This window comes from Streptococcus sp. 2100, assembly GCF_013276335.1.
Lineage (GTDB): Bacteria > Bacillota > Bacilli > Lactobacillales > Streptococcaceae > Streptococcus > Streptococcus pseudopneumoniae.
This window is the reverse complement of the sequence record NZ_VMKV01000011.1, coordinates 1-15933: the sequence shown is the minus strand read 5'-3', so window position 1 is coordinate 15933 and position 15933 is coordinate 1. Positions and strand designations below refer to the sequence as shown.

Annotated in this window: 18 protein-coding genes; 3 read left to right on the top strand and 15 right to left on the bottom strand. The window is 41.0% G+C overall.

Translation table 11 applies throughout. The annotated features are described in order from the left end of the window. Positions 1 to 5: 5 nt before the first annotated feature. From HT669_RS01585 to typA, 7 genes are all read right to left on the bottom strand, one after another. Entirely contained in the window at positions 6 to 1064 is a 1059-nt protein-coding gene (locus HT669_RS01585; protein WP_166731088.1) for a UDP-N-acetylglucosamine--N-acetylmuramyl-(pentapeptide) pyrophosphoryl-undecaprenol N-acetylglucosamine transferase, read from the bottom strand. Position 1065: 1 nt separating this feature from the next. Next, positions 1066 to 2418: a UDP-N-acetylmuramoyl-L-alanine--D-glutamate ligase gene (gene murD / locus HT669_RS01580; protein WP_172922229.1), complete on the bottom strand. Its 1353-nt coding sequence runs from the start codon at positions 2416 to 2418 to the stop codon at positions 1066 to 1068. A 103-nt stretch (positions 2419 to 2521) separates the two neighbouring features. Then, a complete protein-coding gene (locus tag HT669_RS01575; RefSeq protein WP_000571290.1) occupies positions 2522 to 3163 on the bottom strand; it encodes an ABC transporter ATP-binding protein in 642 nt (213 codons plus the stop codon). A gap of 1 nt (position 3164) precedes the next feature. Continuing rightward, positions 3165 to 5186, bottom strand: a complete 2022-nt coding sequence (locus tag HT669_RS01570; protein WP_172922230.1) for a bacteriocin-associated integral membrane family protein — start codon at positions 5184 to 5186, stop codon at positions 3165 to 3167. 70 nt (positions 5187 to 5256) lie between these two features. After that, positions 5257 to 5556, bottom strand: coding sequence for a lactococcin 972 family bacteriocin (locus tag HT669_RS01565; protein WP_054393023.1), 300 nt, complete (start codon positions 5554 to 5556; stop codon positions 5257 to 5259). A gap of 390 nt (positions 5557 to 5946) precedes the next feature. Then, entirely contained in the window at positions 5947 to 6201 is a 255-nt protein-coding gene (locus tag HT669_RS01560) for a DUF3165 family protein (protein ID WP_023932983.1), read from the bottom strand. A 19-nt stretch (positions 6202 to 6220) separates the two neighbouring features. Continuing rightward, entirely contained in the window at positions 6221 to 8062 is a 1842-nt protein-coding gene (typA, locus tag HT669_RS01555; RefSeq protein WP_000164124.1) for a translational GTPase TypA, read from the bottom strand. 159 nt (positions 8063 to 8221) lie between these two features. On the opposite strand from typA, the gene HT669_RS01550 reads away from it, so the two are divergent. Then, positions 8222 to 8947, top strand: a complete 726-nt coding sequence (locus HT669_RS01550; protein ID WP_172933608.1) for a 16S rRNA pseudouridine(516) synthase — start codon at positions 8222 to 8224, stop codon at positions 8945 to 8947. A 42-nt stretch (positions 8948 to 8989) separates the two neighbouring features. Here HT669_RS01550 and HT669_RS01545 read toward each other — a convergent pair whose 3' ends face one another. The 3 genes from HT669_RS01545 to HT669_RS01535 all read right to left on the bottom strand — a co-directional run bounded on the left by HT669_RS01545 (position 8990) and on the right by HT669_RS01535 (position 9959). Further along, on the bottom strand, positions 8990 to 9223 hold the full coding sequence (locus HT669_RS01545; protein WP_001088017.1) for a hypothetical protein: 234 nt from the start codon (positions 9221 to 9223) through the stop codon (positions 8990 to 8992). Between the two features lie 86 nt (positions 9224 to 9309). Further along, a complete protein-coding gene (locus HT669_RS01540; RefSeq protein WP_050213857.1) occupies positions 9310 to 9690 on the bottom strand; it encodes a rhodanese-like domain-containing protein in 381 nt (126 codons plus the stop codon). After that, positions 9690 to 9959, bottom strand: a complete 270-nt coding sequence (locus HT669_RS01535; RefSeq protein WP_000051782.1) for a YqgQ family protein — start codon at positions 9957 to 9959, stop codon at positions 9690 to 9692. Before HT669_RS01535 ends, HT669_RS01540 begins: the two co-directional genes overlap by 1 nt. A gap of 63 nt (positions 9960 to 10022) precedes the next feature. Between HT669_RS01535 and HT669_RS01530 the strand changes: the two genes are divergently transcribed. Then, complete coding sequence (locus HT669_RS01530) at positions 10023 to 10931, top strand: LysR family transcriptional regulator (protein ID WP_001222592.1); 909 nt, start codon at positions 10023 to 10025, stop codon at positions 10929 to 10931. Between the two features lie 53 nt (positions 10932 to 10984). Here the strand turns inward: HT669_RS01530 and HT669_RS01525 are convergent, their stop codons facing one another. From HT669_RS01525 to miaA, 5 genes are read right to left on the bottom strand one after another with little or no spacing between them, the layout of a single operon-like run. Next, positions 10985 to 11740: an SDR family oxidoreductase gene (locus HT669_RS01525; RefSeq protein ID WP_000104114.1), complete on the bottom strand. Its 756-nt coding sequence runs from the start codon at positions 11738 to 11740 to the stop codon at positions 10985 to 10987. A gap of 20 nt (positions 11741 to 11760) precedes the next feature. After that, positions 11761 to 12690: a ribonuclease Z gene (rnz, locus tag HT669_RS01520; RefSeq protein ID WP_000354331.1), complete on the bottom strand. Its 930-nt coding sequence runs from the start codon at positions 12688 to 12690 to the stop codon at positions 11761 to 11763. A 14-nt stretch (positions 12691 to 12704) separates the two neighbouring features. Beyond that, positions 12705 to 13328 carry a cystathionine beta-lyase gene (locus HT669_RS01515; RefSeq protein ID WP_023939995.1) on the bottom strand — a complete coding sequence of 208 codons (624 nt, stop codon included), beginning with the start codon at positions 13326 to 13328 and terminating at the stop codon, positions 12705 to 12707. Next, positions 13321 to 14559: a GTPase HflX gene (gene hflX / locus HT669_RS01510; protein WP_172933607.1), complete on the bottom strand. Its 1239-nt coding sequence runs from the start codon at positions 14557 to 14559 to the stop codon at positions 13321 to 13323. The genes HT669_RS01515 and hflX overlap by 8 nt, the downstream gene beginning before the upstream one ends. Next, on the bottom strand, positions 14552 to 15436 hold the full coding sequence (miaA, locus tag HT669_RS01505; protein WP_031222742.1) for a tRNA (adenosine(37)-N6)-dimethylallyltransferase MiaA: 885 nt from the start codon (positions 15434 to 15436) through the stop codon (positions 14552 to 14554). Before miaA ends, hflX begins: the two co-directional genes overlap by 8 nt. A 120-nt stretch (positions 15437 to 15556) precedes the next feature. On the opposite strand from miaA, the gene HT669_RS01500 reads away from it, so the two are divergent. Then, positions 15557 to 15727: a DUF3042 family protein gene (locus HT669_RS01500; protein ID WP_001051780.1), complete on the top strand. Its 171-nt coding sequence runs from the start codon at positions 15557 to 15559 to the stop codon at positions 15725 to 15727. The last annotated feature ends 206 nt before the right edge of the window (positions 15728 to 15933 follow it).

Sequence of the window (15933 nt, the reverse complement as noted above, 5' to 3'; positions counted from 1 at the left end):
TTTCCTTATGATAAATCTTTTTTCAATAATTGATAAAAATCTGCTAGAGATTTCAATTCCTTAGAAGCCCTCATCTTAGCTTTGTATTCTTCCTTGTGGCTTAGTAAGTGAGAAAGTTTCTCTTCCAAACTATCCAAGGTCAAATCGCTTTCTTGAAGCTCTTCTGCATAGCCTTTTTTTACAAAGTAGGCTGCATTTTCAATCTGGTCTCCACGACTAGCTTCACGACCAAGTGGCACAATGACATGCAATTTTGCCATGGCCAAGAGCTCAAAAATCGTATTGGCACCACCACGTGTCACAACAATGTCAGCCAATTCCATTAAGGGTTGATAGAGATTGGTCACATAATCAACACGAAAAAGATTTTGACTCAACTCGTTCAGGCTAGAATCTCCAGTTAAATTGATAATATTGTAGCGCTCTGTCAGTTCTTTCTTATGGTCTGTCACCAATTGGTTAAAGACACGAGCACCTGCAGAACCGCCGACAAACAATACAGTTGGCAATTGGGGATTAAAGTGTGTTTGAATATCCACCAATTCATCGGGTTCTAGAGTTTTTTGGTCTGAAACCTTGGTCACTGCTCCCACATGCTCAACCTTAGACAAACTTGAAGCTTGCTCAAAGGTTGAATACATCTTGGTCGCAAATTTATAGGCGATTTTATTGGCCAAGCCCATAGACAGGTCAGATTCGTGAATAAAGACTGGCACTCCTGACACACGCGCAGCGATAACAGGCGGTACTGAGACAAAGCCCCCCTTTGAGAAAAGGGCCTGTGGACGAAGTCGCAACATGATAAAGAGAGATTGGATAATTCCCCAACCAACTTTGAAGACATCCAGCATATTTTGCCAAGAGAAATAACGACGCAATTTTCCAGTAGCAATGGAATGGAAGGTAACATCCAGACCTGACTTGAGGATTTCTTGGTGTTCGATACCACGCTTGTCCCCGATATAGTGGACTTCCCAGCCATCTTCGATGAACTTGGGCATTAACAACAGATTGAGAGTCACGTGTCCAACCGTCCCCCCACCTGTAAAGACAATTTTTTTCATATTATTCTTTTAACTCCGCTACTGTGTCGATAAAGAGGTCGCCACGTACTTCAAAGTTAGCATACATATCCCAGCTGGCATTGGCAGGACTGAGAAGAACCACGTCTCCTTGAGTCGCAAGTTCATAGGCTTTGCGGGTCGCATCTGCAATATCTATCGCATCCACATAAGCTACACCAGCCTTATCCGCTGCCCGTTTGACACGTTCTGCAGACTGACCGAGGATGACCATCTTCTTGAGTCCAGTAATGTCTGGCACCAATTCGTCAAACTCATTGCCACGGTCCAAACCACCTGCAATCAAAATGACCTTGCTGTTGTCAAATCCTGACAAGGCTTTTTGAGTAGCCAAGATATTGGTTGACTTGCTATCATTATAGAATTTGACACCCTTGATTTCATCCACAAATTGGAGACGGTGTTTGACACCACCAAAGGCTGAAAGAGTTTCTTTGATGATCTGGTTATCAACACCACGAAGCTTGGCTACAGCAATAGTCGCAAGCGCATTTTCCACATTGTGACTACCTGGAACTCCGATTTCATTCGCTGCCATGACTACTTCCCCACGGAAGTAGAGCTGACCATCTTCCAAATAAGCTCCATCAACCTTTTCAAGTGTTGAGAATGGTACAACTGTAGCTTGTGTTTTTCTTGCCAATTCTTTTGCCAAGTCTTGGTTAAAGTTCAAAACAAGGAAATCAGCTGCTGTCATCTTGTTCTGGATATTCCACTTGGCTGCTACATATTCCTCAAAAGAACCATGATAATCGATATGAGTTGGCATGAGGTTGGTAATAACCGCAATCTCAGGATGGAATTCTTGAACTCCCATGAGTTGGAAAGAAGAAAGCTCCATGACAAGCGTGTCCTTGTCTGACGCAGTTTGGGCCACTTGACTGGCTGGATAGCCGATATTTCCTGATAAAAGACCATGTTGCCCAGCAGCAGTCAAAACGTCCCCAATCATAGTCGTTGTGGTTGTTTTACCGTTCGAACCAGTAATACCAACAATCGGTGCTTCTGAAATCAAGTAAGCCAATTCCACCTCAGTCAAGACAGGGATACCTTTGGCCAAAGCCTTTTCAATCATGGGATTGCTGTATGGGATGCCTGGATTTTTCACCATCAGAGCAAACTCTTCATCCAAGAGTTCCAAAGGATGACCGCCTGTGATGACCTTGATCCCTTCTTCCAGCAAACTTTGCGCAGCTGGATTGTCCTCGAAAGGTTTCCCATCATTTACCGTCACAATGGCACCTAGCTTGTCCAACAAACGAGCTGCAGATTCACCAGACTTGGCCAAACCTAAAACAAGGACTTTCTTATTTTTAAATTGATCTATTACTTTCATGTCTCGAACTCCATTTCTACTCCTACTATTTTACCATTTTTATGGAAATAAAAAAGCCACAAAGTGTGTTTGTGACTCTTTCTTCTAAATGAATTTTACCTTATCATCTATGTGATAAATCGGTAACTCGAATGACTTGGTCCACTTGCTCCCAAATCAGAGGATTGTGGGTCGCAATAATAATGGTCCGATTCGGATTTTTTAAAGATTCTAGGATAGAAAGTAATTCCTCAGAGTTTTTGGGGTCTAGTGAAGCAGTTGGTTCATCTGCGAGAATCAAAGGTGGATCCTTTAAAATTATCTTCGCTAATGCAACACGTTGTGCTTCTCCTCCTGATAATTCAAAGATAGGTTGCTTTAAATCCAAATAAGAGAGGTTTACACGGTTTAGAGCTTGTTTCATCAAAGAGATTTTCTCTTTTTCCTTCAACTTTTTACCAACTAAACCCAGATTGAGATTCTCTTTGACGGTTTGGCTTTCAATTAAGCCAAAATCTTGAAATAGGTATCCTAAGTAATCTCTAAAGAAAACAGAAGGCCTGATGTCCTTAAGAGAAGTGCCATCATAGATGATTTGTCCTTTGTCATATGGCTCTAATCGTCCAATCATATTCAAGAGTGTTGTCTTACCACAGCCACTTGTACCGATTAAGGCATAAATTTTCCCACCTTCAAAATGAAGATTCGTATCTGAAAATAGCTGACGGCTTCCAAATTTTTTAGATATATTCTTTAGTTCAATCATCCTATTTTCCTTTCATAATTGTCATAGAAACACGAGATTCTTTATGAGATTGACGGTAAAGCGTCAAAACTGCACTAGCTAGAAAGACGAATAAAGTGAGCAAGCCAATCACCAAGTCTCGACTGCTTAAAATAAAGAGACTAGCACCAAATACAAAACTGGCAAATTGACTAACCATATACTGAGCATGTGTTTCAAAAAATCGTAAACCTGAAATTCGTTTAATCAAGATATCTCGGCGGAATTGCTCGAAATATAGAAGATTGACAGAATAAAAGAGTAACAAGGAACTAGCTATCCCCACAATAGCTCCTAGGATTAAAGTTGCTGTTTCAGTTTGCACTTCATTATAACGAGTTAGATAAACACTTCTTCCTTCTTTAAGATAGGATACTTGCTCATAAATTCCAGCTTTCTTCAAGAGTTCTAGCCCACTCTCATATCCTTTGATAAAAAGTTGTTTTCCAGCATTGATAGACCAAACATATTTTGAAATGAAACTATCACCTGTAGATGTTGGAGTAAATACAACTAAAATCGGATCGGTTAAGTACTGAATGGATACTGGGCTTTCACCGTTATTATAAACAAATAGCTTTTCTCCAGTTGGAAGATAGCTAATAATCGCTCTCATTTCATACTCTAAAGGAGCACTTGCCTCCTCACTTGATTGCCCGTAATAGTTCAAACTTTCTTCAAAAGCTTTCTTAAGTTCTGCTTCCTGTGAACGAAGAGATTCTGGTAGTAAGAGTCCAAATTCTCCTTTTTGAAGATGGACTAACTTCTGTTTGGTCTCAGCATCTACCACGACCTTTTCCTTGTCCAAATAACTTGGGCTGACATAGAGAACATTAGCATCTGGACTATAGGTATCCAGTGTCTCTCCCTGTTCATTTTTTCCTTGAGGATTTGCAAAATGAATGAGATTATCTTTTACAAATAGAGCCTGTTCTTCTTCGATTGCTTCCTTGGCAAAGGCATACCACTTGCTCTGATTTTCTGTATCTTTTCCTCTATCACCTAAGCCAAAAGAAATTTGATAATAGTCTGCTCTGTCCTTCCACGCTTGTTTTGAAATTTCAAGTTCTTTCAATCGTTGGTAAGACGTCAAGCCTGTCTTAACAGCGTATCCCACTGTAAAAACAGCTACTAACTGACACAATAGGGTTAAAACCATCAAGCGTTTAAGGGGTAATCTCCCCTTAATAACAGGAACTAATGCTTTGTAACTCAAACTCATTAGATAAAGAAGCATTAGTAAAATTGAAATCGCCAATAAAAACAACAGATAGAAACTAATCCCAAAACCATAGGTGGCTAACAAGATAGGATAAAACAAACCTTGACTAAAAAGAACGACTCCCCCACCTAGGAAGGAAAGGAGGGCTGATAGAAGGAGCCACTTGATATCAGTCGATAAAGAATGCCCCATAATGGATAAGAGAGTCTGACCAGAAAAGAGTTTTATACCTGCTGCTCTCATTTCCTTAATCCGAGTGATAATCACTAGAGCAAAGAAAGATAAGCCAAATATTGCTAAACTAATTAAAATAAGGGGATTTAGTAATATTCGAAAAGCAAGAGTATAGGGCGGTGTCTTTCGGTCAGGAATTGCTTTATAACCCAAATCTCCTAATTTATCGGCAAGCTTTTCTTTCGTCAAGGAGCCTGACAAAAGGAGATAACTATTTAGTGGATCACTACGTTCACGACTTTCTTGACTAGCTTCTTGGAATTGTTTTGGTAAAGTTCCCTGACCATAAATTGCATAAGTAAAGTGAGTTGTCCCATCCTTACTCGGCTCTACAATTCTTCTAGCTATTAAACTCTGTTCTGAGTTTGCAAAATTCTCCAATTCCTGTTCAAATACCTCACGCGTCGGTTCCTGAGTATCCTTTTTGACACGAAGTAAGGAGACGGAATCATAGCTTGCATATAAATATTGTGGCGCACGTAAGACAATAATCCAAGCAAGGAAGAAGCTGAGAAAAAAAGTTGATAATAATATGAATAGTTTCTTCATAGTAGACTCCTTATAAACAAAATTCCCCTTGTAATTTCTTACAAGGGGAATTATCTAAGAAAACTAAATATTAGTCATAGTCATAGTAAAATGCTACTTGTTCCCCAAATTTAGTCCAAATCCAAGCCTCTGAAGTTTTCCCTGCAGGTGCTGATCCTTTATCTGAATGACTATCCCATTTACTTACAAGAGAAGAATAATGATATTTTTTACCATGATAGTAATTTGAAAAAGCCCAACCACCTCCTGAACCTTCTCCATACGTCCATACTCCTCCATCTGGATATTGTACAGCAGCTGATGCAGCTTCCAATAATGTAAAACTTGAAATAAGAGCTAGAGCAAGTAATCTATGTTTTTTCGTTTTCATTTTATTTTTCCTTTCAAAAAAGCACACCCTGAGCAACAATGCAACAAAATAAATCCTATTCTCTCTTTTTTGAAACCGATTTCTTATATAATAAGAATAGCATTTTTATTATTTGTTGTCAAGGAAAAAATCGAATTTTTTAGATATTTTACTATATCAACTATATGAATAATGTTTTTATGTTACCTATATGAATAATATTATATAGTAGTTTTATTTCAAAATAATATGCAACCAGTACTAACCAAATATAAAATAGATGTCATTGACAAATTTTATTCAAGTTTTTCCCATTCATATTATCCAAGTAAAAGAGATGATGTTATAGTAAAAAAACAATTCAAACTATTGTAAAATTCCTACCAAAAAAGAGAGCCAAAACTCTCTTTTTTATCTTCTTTTACTTTTTTTGACTGGCATGAGTGTGATGTCTCTCACACTAAAGTAAGCTAGGATTAACATGGCTATTGCTAGGAACATTTCTGTTGGTAATTGAAAAATTTTCAGAAAAGATAGAGCCAACAAAACCAAAAGTGCCACTAAAATACATACCATAGCGACGATATTGACTGTCCCTTTAATACTTTCTGGTGTCGCAAATACATAGAGTAGGAGCAGTAAAATCCCTAGGACTAAATAGACCATCTTTCTCTCTTTCTAGCTCTTATTCAGCTGATTTTTTCTTCTTGTTAGCTTTCTCACGCTCTGCCTTGTTAAGGATTTGTTTACGCAAACGGATAGACTCAGGCGTTACTTCCATGTACTCATCGTCGTTCAAGAACTCAAGAGACTCTTCAAGTGTCAAGATACGAGGAGTCTTGATAACAGCTGTTTGGTCCTTAGTAGCTGAACGAACGTTGGTCATTTGCTTCGCCTTAGTGATGTTAACTGTCAAGTCGTTTTCACGAGAGTTTTCACCGATGATCATTCCTTCGTAAACTTCAGTACCTGGGTTGACAAAGATAGTACCGCGTTCTTCGATAGACATGATAGAGTAAGTTGTAGCCTTACCAGCATCGATAGAAACAAGGGCACCACGGTGACGACCACCAATTTCACCTGGAATCAATGGCAAGTATTGGTCAAAGGTATGGTTCATGATACCGTAACCACGAGTCATTGACAAGAACTCAGTTGAGTATCCAATCAAACCACGCGCTGGAACAAGGAAGACCAAACGAGTTTGACCATTACCAGTTGAAATCATATCCAACATTTCACCCTTACGTTCAGAAAGGCTTTGGATAACAGATCCTTGGTATTCTTCTGGAGTGTCGATTTGTACACGCTCAAATGGCTCACATTTAACACCGTCGATTTCTTTTACGATAACTTCTGGACGAGATACTTGAAGTTCATATCCCTCACGACGCATTGTTTCGATAAGGATTGACAAGTGCAATTCTCCACGTCCTGAAACAGTCCATTTATCTGGTGAATCAGTTGGGTCAACACGAAGGGAAACGTCTGTTTGCAATTCTGCCTGCAAGCGTTCTTCCACCTTACGAGAAGTTACCCATTTACCTTCTTTACCAGCAAATGGTGAGTTGTTGACCAAGAAAGTCATTTGAAGAGTTGGCTCATCGATGTGTAGAATTGGAAGAGCTTCAACTGCGTCTGTAGGAGTAATGGTTTCACCGACAAAGATGTCTTCCATACCTGAAACGGCAATCAAGTCACCTGCTTTTGCTTCTTGGATTTCACGACGTTCCAAACCAAAGAAACCGAAGAGTTTTGTAACACGGAAGTTTTTAGTTGTGCCGTCAAGTTTAGAAAGGGTAACTTGGTCCCCAACCTTAACTGTACCACGGAAGACACGACCGATACCGATACGTCCAACGAAGTCATTGTAGTCCAAAAGTGACACTTGGAACTGCAAAGGCTCATCTGAGTTATCTACTGGAGCTGGGATATGGTCGATAATCGTGTCAAAGATTGGTGCCATAGTCGCTTCTTGGTCAGCTGGATCATCTGACAATGAAGAAGTTCCGTTGATCGCTGAAGCATAGACCACTGGGAAGTCAAGCTGGTCGTCATCTGCACCAAGCTCGATGAACAGTTCCAAGACTTCGTCCACTACTTCTACTGGACGAGCTGATGGTTTATCGATTTTATTGACAACCACGATTGGGACAAGGTCTTGTTCCAAAGCTTTTTTCAATACGAAACGAGTTTGTGGCATGGTTCCTTCGTAGGCATCTACGACCAAGACAACACCGTCAACCATTTTCATGATACGCTCAACTTCTCCACCGAAGTCCGCGTGTCCTGGTGTGTCCATGATGTTGATACGAGTTCCGTTGTAAGCAACAGCCGTATTTTTAGCAAGGATGGTAATTCCACGCTCTTTTTCGATATCGTTTGAGTCCATAGCACGCTCAGCCAATTCAGTACGTGCATCAAGCGTTTCTGATTGTTTCAATAATTCGTCAACGAGGGTTGTTTTACCGTGGTCAACGTGGGCGATAATCGCAATGTTACGGATATCTTCTCTTAATTTTGTCATGATTTCCTCTAATATTCAAAATTTATTTTCTAACTGAACGATTATACCATAATTTCAAGTAAATAACATAACTCAAGCAAGTGTAAATGTTTTCACTCCGCTTTTCTTTTCACGTCAAGCCTTTTCAAAGCAAGCGACTTATGATAAGATAGGCACAGTATGCGTTTAGATAATTTATTAGCCCAAGAAAAAGTTAGCCGAAAGGCCATGAAGCAAGCACTCCTCAGAGGGGAAATTCTAGTCGATGGTTGCCCAGCCCGCTCCCTAGCTCAAAATATCGATACAGGACTACAAGAACTCCTTTTTCAGGATCGAATCATTCAAGGCTATGAACACACCTATCTTATGCTTCATAAACCTACTGGTGTCGTGACAGCCAACAAAGACAAGGAACTTCCGACCGTCATGGACCTGCTTCCATCTGACATCCAGTCTGACAAGCTCTATGCCGTTGGCCGACTGGACCGAGATACAACGGGACTCCTCCTCTTGACCGATAACGGTCCCTTGGGCTTTCAGCTCCTCCATCCCCAATATCATGTCGATAAGACTTATCAAGTTGAAGTCAATGGACTTCTAACACCTGACCATATCCAAGTCTTTCAAAAGGGAATTGTCTTTTTAGATGGTACTGTCTGTAAACCTGCAAGACTAGAAATTCTATCTGCAAGTCCTTCCCTCAGTCGAGCCTCCATCACCATTTCAGAAGGAAAATTTCATCAAATCAAGAAAATGTTTCTCTCGGTTGGTGTTAAGGTGACTAGCCTCAAGAGAATCCAATTTGGGGACTTTACATTGAACCCAGATTTAGCAGAAGGTAACTACCTCCCTTTGAACCAAAAAGAGTTACAAATCATTAAAAACTATTTAGAGATGAGTCGATAAAATAAAAAAAGCTTTAAAACTAAAGCTTTTTTGTTTTTTTGCTTATCTAAAAACTACTGCGATTGTTAGAATCCAGTTAAGAACAGAAACTACAAGTCCTACGATGTTGAGAATTTTTTCTGTTTTATAGTCCAGTCCAGATTCTTTTTGGTATGAAAAAGCCAAAACCAATCCTATGATCCCCAAAATCAGACTCACTATTGGAGAAAGCAAACCAAGGACGATAGATAAGATACCTAAAATAAGTGAAGGTTTTTTCTTTTCTTGTGAATTCATATTATAAAATCTCCTTAAAATTAATATAAATGATGATACCATAAAATGCTAGCTTTATCTATCATTCGACAGATTTTTACAGAATGTTAGCTAGTCTTCACTTTCCCTTTCCAAGAATCCAAACCATAAGAAAGGATATAAATCTCAGAAAAACCTTGTTTTTTCAAGTAAAGGGCTGCATTTGTAACTCGTTGCGCACGTTGGTTTTCGTAGAGAAGGACAGGTTTATCCTTACGAAGGGCTGCAAGACTCGTCTTCAACTGACTTGAAGGAATATTGCGGGCACCAAGGATATGTTTTCTGTGGAATTCTGCTGGGTCGCGCAAATCAATCAATTGACCCGTACGAATCAAGGCTTCAAACTCCTCATTGTCTACAATTTTAGCCGCACGGCGAATACGAAGATAGTTAAAACCCATCCATACCAACATTGCTAGTATAAGTGCCCACAAAATCCAAGTAACCATTAGTTCTTTTCTCCATTTTTCTCAATATAATCCAATTCTACCTTGTGCTCTCTGCGAAGAACCGCTTCTGCTTCTAGATAGTCTAATTTGTCCATCAACCCTGCATCGTAAATTCGAGAGAGCTCCAACTTCATCAGTTCAATATCATATAAGCGTTTTCCCATATAAACAATAATGCCAAATCGTTTGAGGAATTGTTGCACATCATAGAATGTTTTCATAAGACTCATTCTAGCAAAATTTTGTCTTTTTTTCAAGAAGAGACTCACACAATACTCCTGATTTTCCTATCTTCTTTGGCGATTCTGACGCAAGTGTGGTACAATAAAAACATGAGAATTCAACAATTACACTATATTATCAAAATCGTCGAAACTGGCTCCATGAATGAGGCAGCCAAGCAACTCTTTATCACTCAGCCTAGCCTTTCCAACGCTGTGAGAGATTTGGAAAATGAAATGGGTATTGAAATCTTTATCCGCAATCCCAAGGGTATCACCTTGACCCGTGATGGGATGGAGTTTCTCTCTTATGCCCGTCAGGTTGTCGAGCAGACCCAGCTTCTGGAGGAACGCTATAAAAATCCTGTTGCCCACCGCGAACTTTTCAGCGTTTCTTCTCAACATTATGCTTTTGTAGTCAATGCCTTTGTCTCTCTGCTCAAGAAAAGCGATATGGAAAAATACGAGCTTTTTCTTCGTGAAACACGGACTTGGGAAATTATCGACGACGTCAAGAACTTCCGTAGCGAGGTCGGGGTCCTCTTTTTGAACAGCTACAACCGTGACGTACTGACCAAAATGCTGGATGACAATCACCTGCTGGCTCACCATCTCTTCACAGCGCAACCGCATATCTTTGTCAGCAAGACCAATCCTCTGGCAAAAAAAGACAAGGTCAAACTATCTGATTTGGAAAACTTCCCTTATCTCAGCTATGACCAAGGGACACACAATTCCTTCTACTTCTCTGAAGAGATTCTATCTCAAGAGCACCACAAGAAATCCATTGTGGTTAGTGACCGTGCCACCCTCTTTAATCTCTTGATTGGTTTGGATGGTTATACCATTGCGACAGGGATTTTGAACAGCAACCTCAACGGAGACAATATCGTTTCCATCCCACTGGATATTGATGACCCAATTGAGCTGGTCTATATCCAGCATGAAAAAACCAGCCTGTCTAAGATGGGCGAACGCTTTATCGACTATCTACTAGAAGAAGTCCAGTTTGATAGTTGAGAAATGATAAGAACCAATATGTAGGCTAGCAACAACCTGCACATTGGTTCTTTTTACTTATAATTAAAAGTTTCCCCTGCCAACTTATCAGCTAGCTTAGGAAAGAGACTATAAAACTTATGGGCTAGGTTCAACAACATCGGGAGATTGAGTTCTCGTTTGTTTTTCCCTATAATCTTGACAATCTTTTTAGCCACTGTATCTGGTTCTAGCAGGAAGCGGGCTACAGATTTAAGATAGGTTCCATCTGGGTCGGCTTGATCGAAAAATCCTGTACGGATTGGACCTGGATTGACTGTCGTCACATAGACTCCATAGGGCATGAGTTCGAGGCGCAGAGCATTTGAAAAACCAATAGCCGCAAACTTGGTCGCTGAGTAGAGACTGGACTTGCCAGTAGCGATCAAACCTGCCATGCTGATGATATTGATGATATGACCTTTTCGACTCTCTTTCATACGGGCCGCAAGGCGTCGAGATAGATTCATCAGAGCAAAGGTATTGACCTCAAACATCTGATGAATATCTTGGTCGGAAATCTGGTCAAATTCCTCAAAGATCCCGTAACCAGCGTTGTTTATCAAGACATCAATCTTGCCATAGCGAAGATAGAGGTCTGCTAGCAGAGTTTCTAAGGCTGAGTCATCGGTAATATCAATTTCAATCAATTCTGCTTGTGGATGGTTTCCGTAGAGTTGGGCTAATTTTTCCTTATTTCTACCAAGCAAGATGAGTTGGTCATTTTGCAAGAGTTTGACCATTTCTTGAGCTAGACCACCGCTAGCTCCAGTAATGAGAATAGTAGACATACTGTTCCTTTCTCAATCTTTTAGATTTCCACTTCTTCCAAGTCTTTGACCACATGGACATTTTCAAAGACACTAGCAGCGTCTTTTTTGAGCTTGCTGATATCTTTTGAGAGGAAACGGGCACTGATATGGTTGAGCAAGAGGCGTTTGGCTCCTGCTTCTACCGCTACTTGTGCAGCTTGCATGTTAGTAGAGTGGCCATGGTTACGAGCAATTTTTTCATCACCCTTGCCATAAGTGGACTCATGGACAAGGACATCGGCATTAACAGCCAGACGCACACTGGCATCCGTTTTTCGAGTGTCTCCTAAAATAGTGATAATTTTACCTGGACGGGGAGCTGAGATATAGTCAGCTGCCTTGATTTCAGTACCGTCTTCGAGAACAACGTCCTGACCGTTTTTGATTTTCCCAAAAAGTGGGCCAAATGGGACACCTGCCGCCTTGAGTTTTTCAGCATCTAGCGTTCCTTCCAAGTCCTTTTGAATGACACGATAGCCAACACAGAATATAGTATGATCCAACTCCTCTGCATACACCGTGAATTTATCGGTCTCAAGGATTTTACCTAGAGAATCTTGGTCAAACTCATGAAAATGAATACGGTAAGGCAGGCGAGAACCTGACACACGAAGGCTGGTTAAGACAAATGACTTGATCCCTTGCGGCCCATAGATTTCCAAATCTGTCTGCTCTTCATTAGCTTGAAAAGCACGGCTAGAAAGGAATCCTGGCAAGCCAAAAATGTGGTCTCCATGCAGGTGAGTGATAAAGATTTTGCTGACCTTACGTGGTCGAATTGTGGTTTCCAGAATGCGATTTTGCGTTCCCTCTCCACAGTCAAAGAGCCAGACTTCGTTAATCTCGTCCAAGAGTTTCAGGGCGAGACTTGAAACGTTGCGGGCTTTAGAGGGCTGACCTGCCCCCGTTCCTAAAAATTGAATATCCATTCGATACTTTCTAATTAATCAATATATAACATGGCTGTGCGATTTTCCGATCGGAAATAGCGCTTGCCAGAAAAAGCAACAGCTTCTTGCAGTAAATCCTCTTGGCTGTAGCCTTTGAGACGCTTACGACCGTCAACCAAGCTTTCCAAATCAGTCAAAGCTGTGAGACTCTCCATGCTAACAACTTCCTCGTCTCCGACAGCCTTCATGTAAATCTTGCCAGACTTTTCAAAGACTAGTTGATGGGGGAAAATTTGTGCAATCTCAAAGAGCAAGTCATCCGAAATTTTCTCCTCATTTTCAGAGAAAATCCGACCAAGACCATCACTCTCATAGCAAAAACCAAAGGATTTACCAGACAAATTAAGCCGAATAAAAGGCTTGTTTTCGAGAGTGAAACTTGGCTCAACATTGTAGAGATTCAGTTCCTGATTGAGTTCCGCAAAATAATCGGTTGCAGCTTCAGGACTCTTTTTTTGGTAAAGTTCTGCAAAGTAGGCATTGACCACACTTGGCGGAGGAGTGATAAGCACCAACTGTTCTTGATCTGTTTTACCATCTAGAAGTTGATCTAAGTAAACCTTATCTAGGCTTGTATAACCTCCATACTTTAGAGCCAAATTTTTGATATCAGTCATAAAATTCCTCTAACCTCCATTTGTTTTTCTCAGAAATGTAGCCTGTAATGACTTCCCCGTCATCCTGATAATCGCGATTTTCAAGAATAGCTACACTTTCCAAATCATGAATCTTGTAGGACTTTGAAAAAGGCACGCGCAGGGTGAAAGATTCAAAAATATCCTTGATTTTCTCTAGCAGTAAAGCCTGCAAATTCTCACGACTATCCTCCGACTTGGCAGAAATGAGGGCATAAGGCGTTTGGGTAGGCGTGAAATCCTCCACCAAATCCGCTTTATTATAAAGCGTCAAGTGAGGAATATCTTCCATGTCCAGGTCTTTCATGATGGAGAGAACCGTTTTTTCATGCTCCTCGTGGTAAGGATTGCTGGCATCGATAACATGAACCAGAAGGTCCACATGCTTGCTTTCTTCCAAGATTGACTTGAAACTGGACACCAACTCTGTCGGCAAATCTTGGATAAAGCCAACGGTATCTGTCAAAGTTACTTGGAGATTGCCTCCCAGATGAATACTCTTGGTTGTCGCATCCAGAGTCGCAAAGAGCTCATCTGCTTCATACTGGTTCTTACTGGTCAAGATGTTCATGATAGTTGATTTCCCAGCATTGGTATAACCAATCAAACCAATCTTAAAGGTGCTAGACTCCAGACGTTTTTCTCTGACAGTCGCCCGATTCTTCTCAACCACCTTGAGCTGACGCTCTATATCTGTGATTTGATTGCGAACACTACGACGATTCAGCTCCAGCTGGCTTTCACCAGGTCCACGGGAACCAATTCCCCCTGCCTGACGACTGAGCATAATTCCCTGACCAACCAAGCGAGACAGGAGATATTTGAGCTGGGCTAGGTGAACTTGGAGCCTGCCTTCGTGGCTTCGAGCCCGCATGGCAAAGATATCCAAAATCAACTGCATACGGTCAATGACCTTAACACCCAGAACTTCCTCTAGATTGACATTTTGCCTTGGTGTCAAACGGTTGTTGACAATGACAGTGGTAATTTCTTCGGCATCCACCATGAGGGCAATCTCTTCTAACTTACCAGAGCCAACGAAAGTCTTGGAGTCATACTTTTCACGTTTTTGCCTGTAACTATCGACTACGACAGCACCAGCTGTCTTGGCTAGACTGGCCAATTCTTCCATGGAGAGGTCAAAATTATCCATACCCTGCAATTCCACACCAATGAGCAGGACTCGCTCCTCTTTTTTCTCCGTATCAATCATCTAAAAACTCCTCTATCTGGCTTAAAATGCGGTCTTGCACACCAGCTTCTCCAATCTGATAAAAGGTGACCTGCATGCGATTACGGAACCAGGTCAACTGACGCTTGGCAAAACGACGAGTAGCCTGTTTGAGACTCTCACTAGCTTCCTCCAAGGTCTGCTCTCCACGGAAGTAAGGAAAAAGTTCCTTGTAGCCAATTCCTTTAGCAGCCTGCACATCAGGGTAATGGTCAAAGAGCCACTTAGCCTCATCCAAAAGCCCAGCCTCAAACATCAAATCCACGCGGCGATTGATACGTTCATATAATTGACTGCGCTCATCATCCAAGCAGATAATCAATGGTTCATACAAGGTCTCTTGATTTTCCAATTCCTGACCAAAATGGGCAATTTCCAAGGCACGCATCGCACGACGACGATTAAACTGAGGAATTTTAAGGTCTGCTTGCTCCACCAGATGAGCTAATTCCTCATCTGTATAAGGCTCCAAGCTAGCCCGATAGGCTAAAATCTCCTCATGGGGAGTCTCCCCACCTAGGTGGTAACCTTCTAGCAAGCTCTGGATATAAAGTCCAGTCCCACCAGCGATAATGGCCAGCTTGCTACGGCTGTGAATATCCTCAATAGCCATCTTAGCTTCTGAAACAAAATCAAAAGCCGAGTAAGACTCGGTTACCTCTCTAACATCGATTAAATGATGAGGAACAGTTTCCTGCTCTTCTGGACTAGCCTTAGCCGTCCCAATATCAAGTCCTCGATAGACTTGCTGACTATCACCGCTAACCACTTCGCCATTAAAACGCTTGGCCACTTCAATGGCAAGGGCTGTTTTTCCAACAGCAGTCGGTCCAACAATCACAATTATTTTTGTTTTCATCTTTTTTCCTTGAAAAATTCCCATTTTTTCGTTACTATTATTATAACACAAAAAGGTCAGTCAGAAAAATGTGACCTCTTGAGGGGGCTGGCTGATTAAGAAGATAAAGGAGGAAGACTCATGGCTAAAGGATTCGCTAAAGGTCTTGTAACAGGTGTCGCAGGAACTGTTGCTGCCGTTGCAGGTGCAGTATACGCATTTAAAAAGAAAGTAATCGAACCAGAAGAGCAAAAAGCAGCTTTCATCGAAGAAAACCGTAAAAAAGCAGCTCGCCGTCGCGTGTCACGTTAAGAAACAAAAGAAGTTGGGATTCATTGTCTCAACTTCTTTTTCTATTCTTTTATACTCAATGAAAATCAAAGAGCAAACTAGGAAGCTAGCCGCAGATTGCTCAAAGCACTGCTTTGAGGTTGTGGATAGAACTGACGAAGTCAGTAACCATATCTACGACAAGACTACGTTGACGCGGTTTGAAGAGATTTTCGAAGAGTATTAAA

What these genes read in the sequence shown, in the direction of transcription:
- HT669_RS01585 (WP_166731088.1), bottom strand. Translation starts at nt 1,064, where the DNA reads ATGAAAAAAATTGTCTTTACAGGTGGGGGGACGGTTGGACACGTGACT.
- murD (WP_172922229.1), bottom strand. Translation starts at nt 2,418, where the DNA reads ATGAAAGTAATAGATCAATTTAAAAATAAGAAAGTCCTTGTTTTAGGT.
- HT669_RS01575 (WP_000571290.1), bottom strand. Translation starts at nt 3,163, where the DNA reads ATGATTGAACTAAAGAATATATCTAAAAAATTTGGAAGCCGTCAGCTA.
- HT669_RS01570 (WP_172922230.1), bottom strand. Translation starts at nt 5,186, where the DNA reads ATGAAGAAACTATTCATATTATTATCAACTTTTTTTCTCAGCTTCTTC.
- HT669_RS01565 (WP_054393023.1), bottom strand. Translation starts at nt 5,556, where the DNA reads ATGAAAACGAAAAAACATAGATTACTTGCTCTAGCTCTTATTTCAAGT.
- HT669_RS01560 (WP_023932983.1), bottom strand. Translation starts at nt 6,201, where the DNA reads ATGGTCTATTTAGTCCTAGGGATTTTACTGCTCCTACTCTATGTATTT.
- typA (WP_000164124.1), bottom strand. Translation starts at nt 8,062, where the DNA reads ATGACAAAATTAAGAGAAGATATCCGTAACATTGCGATTATCGCCCAC.
- HT669_RS01550 (WP_172933608.1), top strand. Translation starts at nt 8,222, where the DNA reads ATGCGTTTAGATAATTTATTAGCCCAAGAAAAAGTTAGCCGAAAGGCC.
- HT669_RS01545 (WP_001088017.1), bottom strand. Translation starts at nt 9,223, where the DNA reads ATGAATTCACAAGAAAAGAAAAAACCTTCACTTATTTTAGGTATCTTA.
- HT669_RS01540 (WP_050213857.1), bottom strand. Translation starts at nt 9,690, where the DNA reads ATGGTTACTTGGATTTTGTGGGCACTTATACTAGCAATGTTGGTATGG.
- HT669_RS01530 (WP_001222592.1), top strand. Translation starts at nt 10,023, where the DNA reads ATGAGAATTCAACAATTACACTATATTATCAAAATCGTCGAAACTGGC.
- HT669_RS01525 (WP_000104114.1), bottom strand. Translation starts at nt 11,740, where the DNA reads ATGTCTACTATTCTCATTACTGGAGCTAGCGGTGGTCTAGCTCAAGAA.
- rnz (WP_000354331.1), bottom strand. Translation starts at nt 12,690, where the DNA reads ATGGATATTCAATTTTTAGGAACGGGGGCAGGTCAGCCCTCTAAAGCC.
- HT669_RS01515 (WP_023939995.1), bottom strand. Translation starts at nt 13,328, where the DNA reads ATGACTGATATCAAAAATTTGGCTCTAAAGTATGGAGGTTATACAAGC.
- hflX (WP_172933607.1), bottom strand. Translation starts at nt 14,559, where the DNA reads ATGATTGATACGGAGAAAAAAGAGGAGCGAGTCCTGCTCATTGGTGTG.
- miaA (WP_031222742.1), bottom strand. Translation starts at nt 15,436, where the DNA reads ATGAAAACAAAAATAATTGTGATTGTTGGACCGACTGCTGTTGGAAAA.
- HT669_RS01500 (WP_001051780.1), top strand. Translation starts at nt 15,557, where the DNA reads ATGGCTAAAGGATTCGCTAAAGGTCTTGTAACAGGTGTCGCAGGAACT.